A 14,795-nucleotide genomic window follows, 5' to 3' on the forward strand; every position below is an offset into this window, starting at 1 on the left:
AATTAGCGCACTTTGGGCAACTCGTCCCAGCGCGTTGTCCAGCGCGGTGTGCGATTGGCGCAGCGGAGATGCCAGGCGGCACCGGGCGAGGGGCGCCCAAACGTCACGGTCCCGCGACCCATCCGGCGATTGAGGTTATCGAGGGTCGCCATCAGACGGTCATTCCGCTCTCGGTCGGCTCGACTCTCCGGGGTATCCAGAAGCGAGAGCTGTTGGCGGTTGGCATCCACCAGGTCGATCAGCATCACGCCGGCCTTCATGAAAAGGTAACGAGACCGATAGATGGCGTCGAATGCCTGGCTGGCGGCATGCAGGATGTCACGGCTATCGTCGGTGGGCTGCGGCAGCTCCACGATGGCGCTGGGTGAGTACTGCGGCAGATCGGGACGGTGCCGGTTCGTTTTGAGGAATACATAGACGGCACGCACCACGCTGTCCTGAGCCCGCAGCTTCTCGGCGCTGCGCTGAGCGTACTGCCGGATCGCCTGGTGAATCTCCTGCCGATTGTCGGTCAGGCGGCCAAAGGAGCGCGAGGTCATGATCCGCTGACGTGCCTCCCACGGGTCGTTCATCTCGATGCAGGGAACACCCTTCAGCTCCAGGCAGGTGCGCTCCTGGGTCACCGAGAAGCGTTGCCGAATCTGCTTCGGCTCCGCCTGTGCCAGATCCCATGCCGTCTGCATGCCGAGTAAACCAAGCCGCTCTACCAGCCGACGTCCCACACCCCATACATCGCCCAGTGAAACCTGCTGCAACAGTGCCTCGCTCTCAGCGCTGCCGGCACTGAGTACACAGACGCCGCCGTATATCGGTATCTTTTTGGCCGCCCGGTTGGCCAGCTTGGCCAGGGTGCGGGTCGGGGCAATTCCAACGCTGACGGGGATATGCGTGAACCGCCGTACCTTGGTGAACAGTTCCTGCGCATGGGCATGCATCTGCTCTGGGGCGAAGCCATCGAAGCGCACGAACATCTCGTCAATAGAGTAAGGCTCGACCCCTGCTGAGTACTCTTCAAGCACTTGCTGTACCCGAGCGGACATGTCGCCATAGAGTTCATAGTTTGACGACAGCAGCTCGATTCGGTGCTGACGCAGTAGCGTCTTCAGCTCAAAAGCGGGCGTGCCCATCTCCACGCCCAGTGCCTTGAGTTCATTGGAGCGTGCGATCACGCAGCCATCGTTGTTGGAGAGCACCCCCACGGGTACGCCCTCCAGACGGGGCTGGAAGGCCCTCTCACAGCTGACATAGAAGTTATTGCAGTCGATGAGTCCGATCATGGCGCTGGCTTCCAGGCTACACCGGGTACTCATGTACAACGGCACGAACGACGCCCCAGGCCTGGCATTCCAGATCGGCAGCAGGGATCGGCTGATAGCTGGGGTTACCCGAGGTCAGGTAGGGCCGATTGCCCAGCAGCTCGTAGCGCTTCACCACCAGCTCCCCTTCCACTGACGCCACCAGGATGTGTCCCGGCCTCGGCTCGATAGCGCTATCGACCACCAGGAGGTCGCCGGAATGGATGCCTAGCGACTCCATGCTGTCGCCTGTCACCGTCATGAAAAAGGTCGAGGCCGCTCGCTTCACCAGCCGTTCGTTGAGATCCATTGTGCGGCCCTCGTAGTCCTGGGCCGGGCTGGGAAAGCCTGAGAGGCCGCCCCGCGTGAGCGTCAACGGGAACGGGAGCGGCAAGGTCGGCGGTTCCGGATGGGCTGGGATGAGCGCGTCGTGGGACATGATGGCCTCCTATGTATACCTGATATTTGTACAGTATTAAGCAGGAGGCGTCGCCTGCCAAGACCTCGCGCCACTCGTGGGGCTGGCCTTGGCCTGCTCCATTGTCAGCAGAAGAATTTTTCTCCGGCTGTGCTCCATCAGCAAGGACTAAATTTTTGCATGCGACCAGATGCGGACTTGGTCGGCGGCACACTACGTGGCTGGTTATGGCTGCTTTCCCTGACTGCCAGCTCAACTATATCGAAAGGAACCCTTCATTTTGTACGCGGCATCAAGTTTTCCCTTTCATTGCCGATAGCACCTCGGGTAAAGAAAAGCATGTATATTAGCTTAGGTTGAATTATATGCTTGTGAAACACCCTCTATATCACATTCGACATAAAGCAAGCCCAAAGCCAGGAGGCTACAGCGCAGAGGAATTTATTCTTCCATGAATATGAAAAAGACCATCATCGCTTCCGCCATCGCCGTCGGCACTCTAGTTGCAACCAGCAACGCCCAGGCCCAGGCCCAGGGCTTCTACGCTTACGGTGAAGCTGCATACAACGATATTGGTTCCAGCAAAGCGGAAAGCTATCTTCGCCAGGAAGATCAGGACGGCCGCGAGGACACCGAAGCCTTCAACCAGACCCTTGCTGGTGCCGGTCTCACCGCCGATCTTGAGTACAACTCCAGCTTCTCCAACGATGACAGCGAAGCTACCTTCGGCGTAGGTGGGGGCTATCAGTTCAACAAGAACTTTTCTCTGGAGCTCGCTTATCGCGACCTGGGTGAAGCCTCATACCAGAACAGCTTCGAGGTGACCGGGACCGAGGCCAGCGGCACTGGCGAGCGCAAGGTCTCCTACGAGTCGGATGCCTTTATCCTTCGCGGTGTGGGACTGCTGCCGGTCACTGAGCGGCTTTCGCTTGAGGCGCTGCTGGGTGTGGCCTACGTTGACACAGACTACAGTGAGTCTGAGGTGGTGAACGGCGAAGGCCGCCTGAACTCCACCGATACCCGTGACAGTGAAAGCGACTCCGACTTCACAGCGGCCTACGGTGTCGGTGCCAGCTTCGCCTTCAACGACACCCTGACCGGCTACGCTCGCTGGGAGCGCATCCACGATATCGATACCGAGGACAAGTGGGGCGGGATCGAGGCAGATACAATCTCTGCTGGGTTCCGCTACCACTTCTGATACTCCATTCTGGCCTCATGTCACCGAACATGGGGCCATTTCATGAAAGACACCTTTCCTTTACATAGAAAAATTTACGGGATTTCTTTACGCAAAACCGCCCCCAAGGCTTCCAGAGGGGCGGTCAGCACGCCTAAAGAAAACGACCATATTTGCGCACAGCAGCTTCCGGCCAAGAGCAGTCATACAGCGAAAAATGATATAGCACCAAGCTCAACCTTAGCGGGACCATCGGCTGCAAAAAAGCTCGGGAGAGAACTTTATCCTGCGGCCATTCCACGACAGGAAGCCTGTCAGCGGAAAATACCTTGCCGCTGACCTTACTCGCCGCCTTGCTCATCTTGTTCGCCGCCGCCATAGCGTGAACCCGATGGCAAGAACCTTCTGGACAGGTGCTGAGCAGGTCATCCGTCTCGAGGCTATTGACATCCATGCGCGCCTGCGGCTAAAGTTATTACAAGCGCCGATTTGAGTCTCAGCTTGCGGGCGCTCTACAAATGCAGCTAAAGCGATGCCAGGAGGCCCGCTTTAGCACAGCTGAGCGGGTTTTTTGTTGTCTGGCCTTCGGGCCACCGCCGATTTAAGCACCAACTTGCGGGCGGGATAGAAATACAGCTAAAGCGGCGTACGACTCCACTCCCCTGGGTCGGCGCTTGCCGAACCACGCTTTCCAGAGCACCACAGGGGAAAAGGAGACGATCATGACCCATCGCACCACCGAATCTCACGACCAAGCCGCGCCTGCCAGCGCCGGCGCCTCCCCCGCGTCAATTCGCCAAAAACTGGCCGCCTTGCTCGCCCAGGACGACATCGTGCGCCCGGAGCTGCGCAATGCCGCCATCCTCGGAGCGCAACCTGCTTCACGGGTCACGCACCGCGATGATCGGCATCACCACACGCTGGCGAGGAGGTCGTGATCATGAACCTGAATCAGGAACTGCTGCTCAGGACCCAGCACCTGTCGGACACCGACGTGCTCCGCGGCATGGGCTACACAACGGCTGACGAGGCAGCACTGGCCCACTTGCAGGCCGTACGGATGAGCCCGTATCTCGGCCTGGAAAAGACGTACCGAGACGGACGCTACGGTGAGAGGGGGTTCCTCGAGGCACTTTGCCGATGCGCAGCACTCGACGAGGCCGACGCCCTGGCCGCCATCGAGGGCCTGACCGAACGATTGACCGAGGACCAGGCTGCCTTTCGTCACTGGCTATTCGCCGATACCGACTATGTGCGAGGCCCTGGAACGCCGATCTTCGCCATGGCCTTCACCGAGCACTTCCGTCGGCTCACGTTCCCGCTCGGTTTCTGGCGCCTGCCCTGGGAGGAGAGACTGGCGGCCGCCTGCCAGAAGTCCCGCGACCACATGCAGGAGAGCGGCGGCAAACTGGTCACCTGGGGTGAGATACAGCGCTACCACTACTGCTTTGCCGAGAAGCGCAGCATCGTCATCTCGACAACGGGCGAGGTGATCGGTGAACGGGAGCACTTCGACCCGCCACGCGCCACCTTCGGGCTGAAAGGCAGCGACGAGAACCTCCCAGACCTGTTCGTGAAGGACGACGAATAGCCAGTGCCGACTGGCTGGATTCGCAAGCCGCCAGCCACGAAAGCGGAACCGCACGGCGACAGCGCTGGAATGCCGAGCGATTTGTTTAATTGCCTGATCAACAGACCACCGCCGATTTAAGCACCAACTTGCGGGCGGGATAGAAATGCAGCTAAAGCGGCGCCGTGACTCCCTTCCCCCGAGTCGGCGCTTGCCGACCGTTCCAGGGGGAGAAGGAGTTCACATGCCTGCCATCGATTTCCATCCTGCCAGCCTCGCGCTGGATGTCTGGTTCAAGCGGCCCGAGAACCGGGTCAGCGTGCCGGACGACGCCGACCTCGCCTGCCTGCAGGAGATCAACCTGGGCGCGGTGGATGTCATTCCCGAGGCGCTGTTCTTTCGCCGCCATGACGGGCGGGACGAGCTGTGGTCTGCCGGCCTGACCCACGATGCCCCCGGCAAATCGCGTAAGGCGCAACTGGCCACCGCCTACCGGCAGGGCCGCGTGGCCTGGTCAGCGAGCCAGGGCACGCCCGCGGAGAGCGCCGAGGTGCTGTTCCGTGCCCTCACCGTCGCGCGTCACGGGCACGTATGGCCCGACGGCCATGGCGAGGGGCCATTGATCACGGCGGCTGCCCATCGGCGCATTGTGGGCGAGCTCGAGGCCGAGATCGACCGCAATACCCGGGAGGCCGAGGCCCAGGCTGAAGCGCCGATCATCGTGCTGGCCCGCCAGCTGGGCCTGAGGCCCGAACCCGCCGGTAAATCGCCGTCCGCCTGGTACGCCGACTGCCCCGGCAAATCCCACCGGCTGATGGTCAGCAGCAGCGCCAACGAGTTCGGTTGCGGCTACTGCCGCGTGAAGGGCGGCACCGCCGACCTGGAGACACTGGCCAGGCAGCGCAAGGAGGCCCGCTCATGAGCCGTAGCTACCTGTTCACCTCGGAGTCGGTCTCCGACGGGCATCCCGACAAGCTGGCCGACCGTATTTCGGATGCCGTGCTGGACCGTTGCCTCGCCCTCGACTCATCGGCTCGGGTGGCTTGCGAGACCTTGCTGACCCGCGAACTAGTGGTGGTCGCCGGCGAGCTCGGCCTTTCCCCCCGCTCTGCACCGCCAGGTGCTCGATGAGGTGAAAGACATCGTGCGCACGATACTGCGCGAGACCGGCTACCGCAGCGACATTCCCGGCATCGATCCGGACACCTGAGACATCCAGGTACGGCTGCACCACCACCACCAGTCCACCCAGATCGCCGAGGGCGTGCGGCGCGGGGAAGATGAATGCGGCGCTGGCGATCAGGGGTTGATGTTCGGCTACGCCAGCGACGAGACCCCGGAATTGCTACCTCTTCCGATCAAGCTGGCTCACCGATTGATGCGGCGTCACAGGGAACTGCGCGACAGCGGCGCCCTGCCCTGGCTGCGACCGGATGCCAAGGCCCAGGTCAGCGTGCGCTACCGCGGCGAGGAGCCGGTGGCCGTGGAGACCGTGGTGCTCTCGACCCAGCACGACGAGGCCGTGCCCACCGCCACCGTGGAGCAGGATGTGATCCGCGAGCTGATCGAGCCGGTGATTCCCGAGGCACTGCGCAGCGACGCGATCCGCTACCTGGTCAACCCGGCCGGGCGCTTCGAGATCGGCGGGCCACTGGGTGATGCCGGCCTGACAGGCCGCAAGATCATCGTCGACACCTACGGCGGACGCTGTCCCCATGGAGGGGGTGCCTTCTCGGGCAAGGACGCCACCAAGGTCGACCGCTCCGGCGCCTATGCCGCGCGCTGGGTCGCCAAGCATCTGGTGGCCGCGGGGCTGGCCCGACGTGCCACGCTGCAGCTGGCCTATGCCATCGGTCGCCCCGACCCTGTCTCGCTGCTGGTGGATACCCACGGCACCGGCACGGTGCCCGACGAGACACTGGAAGAGGCAGTGCGCCAGACCTTCGATCTCTCGGTCGCCGGCATCCTGCGTGATCTCGACCTGCAGCGCCCGCTGTTCGCCTCGACTGCCGCCTTCGGCCACTTCGGGCGCGAGGATGTCGCGCTGCCTTGGGAGAAGACGCCACGCCTTCGCCAGCTCCAGGGCGCGGCGGGGGGGGGGTACGGCGTCCGCCGCCGGATCAGCAGCGCCTGACCCGAATGGTGCTCGAGGCCCGCGAACCGGGCGGGCTCTCCGATGAAATGGCCAAGTGGTGGAGAAACCGCTACTGATGCCAGGCCCGCCACACGCCGTGGCGGGCCATCATTGCCTCAGGGAGGCCGCGATGCTCAACGCCGATATCATCAGGAAGGATGACGACTGCTATCAGGTCATGACGCTGGCCGACGGCCTGCAGAATGTGCTCCCCAGCCTGGCGCTGGGGATGAATCCGGAGATTCGCGACCTCTGCATGGCGTACCACTTCTTCCTCGGCTGGTCCACCGATCACGGTATCTGGATGCTGTGGGCCGTCGATACCGATGACCCCATCGGACGGCCGAGGCCAGAGCACCTGGTCGCCTGGCTGACCGATCCCCCCGAGAAGAACCTGGTGGCCATCACCGATGGCCTGATCGAGCTGTTCCGCAAGAGCAGGAAGCGGCGATGGATCACGGGTGACGACATTCGGGCCACGCTGGAGACGCTCGAATTCTCGATACCCACCGTGGAGGAGCTGCTGCCCGGCACTCCTGATCGTTGGAGGCCGCTGCCAGCCAGGTTTCATAACCACTTCAGGCTGTCCGAGGGCCATGGCGTCTACCGAGAGTTATTTCTCGAGTTCGAGCGGTTCGATGCGGAAAGCATCATCGCCACCCTGGCCGAGGGACGCCGTGACGGCATCCTGCTGATCTACACGCTGCTGACCGAGAACGTGATGCCGATGGAACCCTACGAGATTGACTGGCCATTGCAGCGCCGCGGAAAGAACCCGCCGCAAGTCAAGGCGGGAAAGGAGGCGCAGTGTCTGTGCCGCATCTATCAGCATGTCGAGCGAAGCGTTGGCTACGGCACTTCTCCTGTCTTCGAACCAGCCGTCATCCGGCTTGCCGTTTCCGGCAGAACCCCGGATGACGCCATCAGCAACTGGCATACCATTGCAAAGCCACTTCGCCAGACATTGCGAAAGAGAAGGCCTCAGGATCGCGAACTGGAATAGGAACCTCATGATGACCAACAACAACACCAACGCCGCGGAAACCGAGGACGACGCCTAGGCAGCTGGACGATTATGCCTAGCCCGCTGGCATCACCAGAATGCACAGCTGCTTGGATAGAAGCCGTGGCGTGACGATAAGAGCATCACCGGAGTTGGTTAAAATGACGGTAATCCTGGAGCTTCGGGGTAGCGGATAGCGGCTGAGTCGAGGTACTCACCGAAATCGATCGCTGTCTCGAGCTCCCAGCAGCAGGATTGCTCATGAAACTTGAAACTATCGAGATTGATTGAAACGTATCAGGCCACTTATTGAATCACTGGCGCATTGCCATCATAATGATCAAGAATACCAACCAACGAGAGATGCACCGTGTCAATTCTCAGCTCCTACATCCAGAAAGAACAGCAGATCAAGCAGCTTCAGGAAGAGTTGGACAAGCTGAAGAACGATGAGCGCCTCAAGACCGAGCTGGATTTCAAGAGCCACCTCGAAGACCTGATGCGCGAATTCGACAAGTCTGCGGCAGACGTCATCAAGCTGCTGGACCCAACCCAGGAGGCTGGCCAGGGTTCCGGCACTGCCAAGGGCTCGGGCCGCGCCAAGCGAAAGCTCAAGATCTACAAGAACCCCAACACCGGAGAAACCGTCGAGACCCGCGGCGGCAACCAGAAGACACTTAAAGCATGGAAAGACGAGTATGGTGCCGAAACTGTCGAGAGCTGGTTGGTGAGGACTGAAGACTAGCTACTCCGCCACCCTTCCTGCTCCCTCTAGCAGGAAGGGCAGCTTTCGGCCAAAAGCTGACGTACAGAAAAGGCTGATATAACATCGCAAATCACTGGAGTTAAAAAACAGAGCGACGAGGAGCGAGGAGGTCGCTTTTGACGTCCAAGTGAACTTGCATTGTTAAGTGTCCTCCGCTATTACGTGAACCATAGAGGAATATAGAGAAACCACACACTCATGTAGTGATCCTGCCTCATTCGGCACCCTGATGAATGAAGCGGGTAAATGGCAATGTTTGTGTCAGAGTAGTACTAGATACTCGTCAGACCTCGAAGGTCATCTCCGGGACATCATCTGGCACCACAAGCTTGCCGGCGGTCAGCGACTTGATCTCCTCAACGGAGACGCCCGGGGCCCGCTCCTTGAGGTGGAAGGCACCATCCTTGATCTCCAGATAAGCGAGGTCGGTCAGCACCCGGTTGATGCAGCCCGCGCCGGTCAGCGGCAGGTTGCAGCTCTCGAGCAGCTTGGACTCGCCATGCTTGGAGGCATGGGTCATGGTGCAGATGATATTCTCGGCGCCGGCCACCAGGTCCATGGCACCACCCATGCCCTTGATCAGCTTGCCGGGAACCATCCAGGACGCAATGTTGCCGTTCTGGTCGACTTCGAAGGCCCCGAGTACCGTCAAGTCCACGTGACCGCCACGGATCATGGCGAAGGATTCCGCGGAGCTGAAGATCGCCGCACCGGGCCGTGCGGTGACGGTCTGCTTGCCGGCGTTGATCATGTCGGGGTCGAGCTCTTCCTCGGTGGGGAAGCGTCCCATGCCGAGCAGGCCATTCTCGGACTGCAGCATCACGTCGATGCCATCGGGGATATAGTTGGCCACCAGAGTCGGAATGCCGATCCCCAGGTTGACGTAGAAACCGTCCTCGAGTTCGCGCGCCACGCGCATTGCCATCTGTTCGCGAGTCAGTGCCATCTTCTTGCCTCTTGTGTTCGGTGGAGAAGCGGTCGTAGGGGAAACGTCGGGATCACCCCTGGTGTACGGTGCGCTTCTCGATGCGCTTCTCGATGCGCTTCTCGAACGTGCCCTGGATGATGCGGTCGACATAGATGCCGGGGGTGTGGATCTGATCGGGCTTGAGCTCACCGGGTTCGACGATCTCTTCGACTTCGACCACGGTCATCCGGCCGGCGGTGGCCGCCATGGGGTTGAAGTTCTGGGCGGTGTCGCGGTAGACGACGTTGCCGTATCGGTCGGCCTTCCAGCCCTTGACGATGGCGAAGTCCCCCACCACCGATTCCTCGAGGATGCAGTGGCGACCGTTGAACTCGCGGACCTCCTTGCCCTCGCCGATGGGCGTGCCATAGCCGGTGGCGGTATAGAAGGCCGGGATACCGGCGCCGCCGGCGCGCATCTTCTCCGCCAGGGTACCCTGGGGAGTAAGGATCACCTCGATCTCCTCGTTGAGCATCTGCTGCTCGAACAACGCATTCTCGCCGACATAGGAGGCGTAGAAGCGGCGGATCTGCTTGTCCTCCAGCAGCAGACCCAGCCCGAAACCGTCGACGCCGCAGTTGTTGGAGTACACCGTCAGGTCCTTGACGCCGCGACGCTTGATCTCGGCGATCAGATTCTCGGGGATGCCACAGAGACCGAAGCCCCCCGCGATCACGGTCATGCCGCTCTCGATACCCTCCATTGCCGCTTCGTAGGAGTACACACGCTTGTCGAATCCGGCCATAGTGGCGCCTCGTGTTGGAATGATTTGGATGCAGGGTAAAGGGGTTATGTTTATTCAGTGAAGTTTCATGCGTGGCTTGAGGAAAAAATTGAGTCCATCAACGATCACCATCAGGGCCGTCTTGAAGGTGCCGTGAATGGCTCGTTGGTGCATGCGATACAGCGACATATAGAAGAACTTTGCCAGGTGACCCTCGAGGAAGAGGCTGCGTGCAGAGGACCCGCGCATCAGGCTGCCCACGGCATCGAAATGGGCAAGCGAGATCAGCGAACCGCGATCCCGATAGACGAAGGGCTTCAGCGACTTGCCGTCCAGCCAGGCACGTAGGTTGCGGGTGAGAAGCAAGGCTTGCTGATGCGCCGCCTGGGCCCGGGGTGGCACCGTGGATCCATCCTCCTGGGGACAGCTGGCACAGTCACCGAAGACAAAAATATTCGGATCATCGAGGCTCTGCAGGGTGGAATACACCTTGATGCGGTGGTTGGACTCGGTGGACAGGCCCAGGGTCGACAGGATTTCCGGCGCCTTGATGCCAGCAGCCCAGACGCAGAGGTCGGTCTCGATGTGTGCCCCGTCCTGGGTGATGATCAGGTCCTTCTCGACGCCGGTAACCCGGGTGCCAACATGCAATTCGACACCCAGCTTGGTCAGCTCGACAGTCACCGCCTTGCGGATGCGTTCAGGCAGCACTGGAAGGATGTCCGTGGCGGCCTCAACCAAGTGAACTTCCAGTTGGCTGCTGTCCAGGGAGGTGAAGCCATAGCTATTGAGCATTCGCGAGGCATCATAGAGCTCGGCGGCCAACTCCACACCAGTAGCACCGGCACCGACAATGCCGACTGTCAATCGGGATAGGCGTTGCTGGTCGGGGTCGCTGTAACGCAAGAAGGTTTTCAGCATATCCTGACGAAAGTTCTCTGCCTGGGCAGGACTGTCGAGGAAGTGGCAGTGCTGGGCCACGCCTGGCGTCCCGAAGTCATTGCTGACACTACCCAATGACAGCACCAGAACATCGTAGTCCAGGGTACGCGAGGGCAGGACTTCTGTGCCGTGCTCATCAAGGACAGGAGCCAGGGTCAGCTTTCGTTTTTCGCGATCCAGCCCGGACAGGGTCCCACGCTGGAACCGGTAGCCGTTGTCGCTGGCGTGCCCCTGATAGGAGACCTCGTCGAGGCCAGAATCGAGGGCACCCGTTGCCACCTGATGCAAGAGGGGTTTCCAGATGTGGGTGAGATTGCGATCGACCAGCACGATCTCTGCCTTGGCGCGCCGCCCCAGCCGCCGTCCCAGTCGGCTGGCAAGCTCGAGCCCACCAGCACCTCCACCCACTACCACGATCCTTGGTACGCCCATGAACAGCTCCTCGAAAAAATGGAAACCCCGTTGGGTCGGGAGTAACGGCTGATGGCTGATGGGTCGCGACATCAATTCGGCGTCGACGTTCAGCGACCTACTGGCTGCCCCAGGCCGAGGATGTCCCTGGCCTCTTGCCAGGAAGCAACGGGTCGTTCGTACTTTTCGCAGAGCCCCGCTGTCCGTTCTACGAGGGCAGCATTAGAGGGTGCTAGGGTGTCACGGTCAAGGCGCATATTGTCCTCAAGGCCGGTACGGGTATGTCCGCCGGCGGCGATAGACCATTCGTTCAAGACGATCTGGTTGGGTCCGATCCCGGCGCCACACCATTGGGCATCCGGCGCCAGACGGTTGAGTGTTTCCACATAGAAATGGAAAGTCGGCTTGTCAACCGGCATGGCGTTCTTGACGCCCATGACGAACTGCACATAGAGAGGCGCCTCGAGCTTGCCCTGCTTGGACAGGGACACCGCCTGATGGATATGTGAGAGATCGAAGGCCTCAATTTCCGGCTTAACGCCGTAGGTCAGCATTTCCTCGGCGAGCCACTCCACCAAGTCCGGTGGATTTTCGTAAACCCGGGTCGGAAAATTGTTGGAGCCCACCGAAAGACTGGCCATGTCGGGCTTCAGTGGCAGCATGCCACCGCGATCCTTGCCGGCACCCGATCGTCCCCCGGTGGAGAGCTGAATGATCATACCGGGGCAGTGCTTCTTGAGCCCCTCCATCAGTCTGGCGAATCGCTCGGGATCCGAGGTCGGCGTCTGGACATCGTTGCGCACATGGCAGTGGGCGATGCTGGCACCGGCCTCAAAGGCGGCCTGGGTGCTCTCGACCTGCTCCTCGATGGTAGTCGGCAACGCCGGATTGTTCTCCTTGCGCGGCACGCTTCCTGTAATGGCAACGCAGATGATGCAGGGGTTGGACATGACGAGCTACCTCTAAGCATTTATCGGTTTTCTACGGCGGGCATGCAACCGGATCCATTGTTAAAGCCGAGTACATCGCAATAGAAACCGGGATGTCCAACTGCTGGCTGAGCAAAATAGCCAGAATGGTCATTTCTCTATCATGACCGCGTTGCGAGAGTTACGTGCAGCGGACTAACATTCGAAAGCAAGCCTGAAAGCATGCAGGTTAAACAATAAATACTAAAACCTAATTGGAGAATTTCACATGTTAAAGAATGCCGCTATAGCTACATCCGTGTTTATGGTTACTACCACAATAGCCCATGCCGAAGATCCCTACAGGATCGGCATAACCCAGAACAATGTCGGTGTCGACAGCTATCAGACGACTTATGAAAGTGCCTTCGAGCAGGCCGCCGATGAGCTCGATAACGTCGAAGTTGTCGTTCTAGATGCCGGCGGAGATGTAGCTCGTCAGATCGGCCAGGTGCGCAACCTCATCCAGCAGCGTGTCGATGCCATCATCATCTGGCCGACCAACGGCCAGGCGGTAATTCCGGTCATCCGTCAGGCCCATAATGCCGGCATTCCTGTCGTGGTGACCAATTCTAAGATTGCCGAGGCAGGCCTTGAATACATTGCAGCTTTCTCCGGCCCCGATAATGTCCAGCAGGGGGCCTCCTCAGCCGAGATGATGTGCGACGCCCTTGATGGCGAGGGTCAAATCGTTCAGATCGCCGGCCAGCCGGGGTATACGACGGCCATGGAGCGTTCCCAGGGCTTTGAGGAGCGACTAGCCGAGGCGTGCCCCGGGGTCGAGCTCGTGGAGACCCAGCCCGCGGACTGGAACCGTGAGAAGGCCCAGCGGGTCATGGAAAACTTTCTCACCAAATACGATGACATCGACGGCGTCTACGCCGGAGATGACAACATGGGGGTCGGCGCCCTGAACGCTGCCAAGAGCGCTGACCGCGCCGAAGAGATCGTGTTTATCGGTGCCACCAATTTTGCGGTGGGTTACGAGGCCATCGAGCGTGGCGAGTACTACGGCTCCATCTACCAGTCACCGGTCGATGACGCCGAAGCGGCCCTCCAGACCGCCCTGGACGTGCTGTCAGGAGAGGAAGTGCCGAAGATGAACTTCTTCGAAACGCCCAAGATTACCGCCGACAACTTGGCCGAGTTCGAAAAGCCCGTGTTCTGAATATCGTAACTCTCAGGCACGAAGGAAGTTCGTGCCTTCCCGCTTTCCCCCAGGCCAATGGCTCTGCAACGGTTGATGAAGACCGTAGCGGAAAACAGATAACGACACTCCGTTGGCCATAAAGAATGGTCAGAAAGTCCCTCGATCTGGTGGCATGCCCCGGGTATGCCGACGGGTCGTCGACGGCAACGGAAGCATCTTGGCCTTCAGTCTTTAGCGCCAATACAGGTGAGTATCATGGCTTCTATAGAGCAAGGTAAACAAGCCATCATGCTAAGTAAGAAGCATAAGGCGGGTCTCCTGAACTTTCTTTCCGCTCAGGGAATCCTGGTCTTTTTTCTTATCTGCATGTTTGCTTTCTCGCTGTTCTCCGAACAGTTTCTATCCCAGTCAAACATCATGACGGTGGTCCGTCAGGCATCCATCATAGGTATCATTGCGGTGGGCGTCACGGTGGTAATAATCGGCGGCAACCTGGATCTCTCCGTCGGGTCGATGCTCTCCTTCTCGACGGTGCTGGTCGTCGATTTGCACGACAAGATCGGACCGGCCGGTGCCATCATCCTGATGTTCGTCTTAACCCTGATTATCGGGGCTGTCAACGGCTTTCTGATTGGCTTCATGAGACTGAATTCGCTAATTGTAACACTGGCGATGCTGTCGGCGATCCAAGGGCTGGTGCTGATCTATAGCGGCGGGAAAAACGTCGATATCGCCAACCAGAGCGACACTTGGTTCGCTTTTTTCGGGCGAGGCTATGTGCTGGGAATCGCGGTCCCGGTCATCCTCTTTGCCATCCTGGCGATCATCGTGCAGGTCGTCATGTCCCATACCAGCTATGGTCGTCGCATCTTCGCTGTCGGCGGTAACCCGGCCGCTGCCGTCTATTCCGGTATCCGCAAAAACTGGTGCGTATTCAGTACTTATCTGATCTCTGCCTTCTGCGTGTCCTGTGCCGCCCTGGTGCTAGGGTCACGGGTCATGGGGTCACAGAACAACGTCGGGCAGGGCTATGAATTGCTGGTGCTGGCCGGAATCATTCTCGGGGGAACCAGCCTGCTGGGTGGAGCAGGAAGTATCTGGAAAACGATCATTGGGGTATTGATTCTGGGCTTCATCCAGAATGGCCTGCTGCTGCTGGGGTATCCCTATTACACCCAATGGCTCGTCACCTGGGTGATCATCATCCTGGCGGTGTGGCTGGACCTTGCTAACAAACGCAAGCGTCTGTTCACGACTCACTCCTGAA

The 14,795-nt window shown here is 59.9% G+C and carries 15 protein-coding genes and 1 pseudogene; 9 read left to right on the top strand and 7 right to left on the bottom strand.

Annotated elements, in window-relative coordinates:
* Positions 1–2: 2 nt before the first annotated feature.
* A complete protein-coding gene (locus tag BMY30_RS14550; protein WP_089714994.1) occupies positions 3–1,277 on the bottom strand; it encodes a Y-family DNA polymerase in 1,275 nt (424 codons plus the stop codon).
* Between the two features lie 16 nt (positions 1,278–1,293).
* Complete coding sequence (locus BMY30_RS14555; protein ID WP_089714996.1) at positions 1,294–1,734, bottom strand: LexA family protein; 441 nt, start codon at positions 1,732–1,734, stop codon at positions 1,294–1,296.
* Positions 1,735–2,164: 430 nt separating this feature from the next.
* Here BMY30_RS14555 and BMY30_RS14560 point away from each other — a divergent pair, with 430 nt between their 5' ends.
* The gene (locus tag BMY30_RS14560) at positions 2,165–2,914 is read left to right on the top strand and encodes an outer membrane beta-barrel protein (protein WP_089714998.1); all 750 of its coding nucleotides are present in this window, start codon (positions 2,165–2,167) and stop codon (positions 2,912–2,914) included.
* A gap of 133 nt (positions 2,915–3,047) precedes the next feature.
* Here BMY30_RS14560 and BMY30_RS17690 read toward each other — a convergent pair whose 3' ends face one another.
* Positions 3,048–3,347 carry a hypothetical protein gene (locus BMY30_RS17690; RefSeq protein ID WP_139195533.1) on the bottom strand — a complete coding sequence of 100 codons (300 nt, stop codon included), beginning with the start codon at positions 3,345–3,347 and terminating at the stop codon, positions 3,048–3,050.
* 268 nt (positions 3,348–3,615) lie between these two features.
* Here BMY30_RS17690 and BMY30_RS14565 point away from each other — a divergent pair, with 268 nt between their 5' ends.
* The 6 genes and pseudogenes from BMY30_RS14565 to BMY30_RS14590 all read left to right on the top strand — a co-directional run bounded on the left by BMY30_RS14565 (position 3,616) and on the right by BMY30_RS14590 (position 8,345).
* Positions 3,616–3,831, top strand: a complete 216-nt coding sequence (locus tag BMY30_RS14565) for a hypothetical protein (RefSeq protein ID WP_089715000.1) — start codon at positions 3,616–3,618, stop codon at positions 3,829–3,831.
* A 2-nt stretch (positions 3,832–3,833) separates the two neighbouring features.
* A complete protein-coding gene (locus tag BMY30_RS14570; protein WP_089715002.1) occupies positions 3,834–4,484 on the top strand; it encodes a hypothetical protein in 651 nt (216 codons plus the stop codon).
* A gap of 223 nt (positions 4,485–4,707) precedes the next feature.
* Positions 4,708–5,385, top strand: a complete 678-nt coding sequence (locus BMY30_RS14575) for a hypothetical protein (RefSeq protein WP_089715004.1) — start codon at positions 4,708–4,710, stop codon at positions 5,383–5,385.
* Positions 5,382–6,597: pseudogene (metK, locus tag BMY30_RS14580) on the top strand (methionine adenosyltransferase). Before BMY30_RS14575 ends, metK begins: the two are co-directional and overlap by 4 nt.
* 130 nt (positions 6,598–6,727) lie before the next feature.
* Entirely contained in the window at positions 6,728–7,600 is an 873-nt protein-coding gene (locus BMY30_RS14585; protein WP_089715006.1) for a hypothetical protein, read from the top strand.
* Between the two features lie 370 nt (positions 7,601–7,970).
* The gene (locus tag BMY30_RS14590) at positions 7,971–8,345 is read left to right on the top strand and encodes a histone-like nucleoid-structuring protein, MvaT/MvaU family (RefSeq protein WP_089715008.1); all 375 of its coding nucleotides are present in this window, start codon (positions 7,971–7,973) and stop codon (positions 8,343–8,345) included.
* A gap of 304 nt (positions 8,346–8,649) precedes the next feature.
* Here the strand turns inward: BMY30_RS14590 and BMY30_RS14595 are convergent, their stop codons facing one another.
* From BMY30_RS14595 to BMY30_RS14610, 4 genes are all read right to left on the bottom strand, one after another.
* Entirely contained in the window at positions 8,650–9,312 is a 663-nt protein-coding gene (locus BMY30_RS14595; RefSeq protein ID WP_089715010.1) for a CoA transferase subunit B, read from the bottom strand.
* A gap of 52 nt (positions 9,313–9,364) precedes the next feature.
* Positions 9,365–10,078, bottom strand: coding sequence for a CoA transferase subunit A (locus BMY30_RS14600; protein ID WP_089715012.1), 714 nt, complete (start codon positions 10,076–10,078; stop codon positions 9,365–9,367).
* A 54-nt stretch (positions 10,079–10,132) separates the two neighbouring features.
* The gene (locus tag BMY30_RS14605; RefSeq protein WP_089715014.1) at positions 10,133–11,431 is read right to left on the bottom strand and encodes an NAD(P)/FAD-dependent oxidoreductase; all 1,299 of its coding nucleotides are present in this window, start codon (positions 11,429–11,431) and stop codon (positions 10,133–10,135) included.
* A gap of 89 nt (positions 11,432–11,520) precedes the next feature.
* A complete protein-coding gene (locus BMY30_RS14610) occupies positions 11,521–12,360 on the bottom strand; it encodes a 3-oxoadipate:acetyl-CoA acetyltransferase (protein WP_089715016.1) in 840 nt (279 codons plus the stop codon).
* Positions 12,361–12,607: 247 nt separating this feature from the next.
* On the opposite strand from BMY30_RS14610, the gene BMY30_RS14615 reads away from it, so the two are divergent.
* Positions 12,608–13,546, top strand: coding sequence for a sugar ABC transporter substrate-binding protein (locus tag BMY30_RS14615; protein WP_089715018.1), 939 nt, complete (start codon positions 12,608–12,610; stop codon positions 13,544–13,546).
* Positions 13,547–13,783: 237 nt separating this feature from the next.
* Positions 13,784–14,794, top strand: a complete 1,011-nt coding sequence (locus BMY30_RS14620; RefSeq protein ID WP_244516226.1) for an ABC transporter permease — start codon at positions 13,784–13,786, stop codon at positions 14,792–14,794.
* Position 14,795 lies beyond the last annotated feature (1 nt).

Origin of the sequence: Halomonas daqiaonensis (assembly GCF_900109725.1) — a bacterium.
Taxonomy (GTDB): domain Bacteria; phylum Pseudomonadota; class Gammaproteobacteria; order Pseudomonadales; family Halomonadaceae; genus Halomonas; species Halomonas daqiaonensis.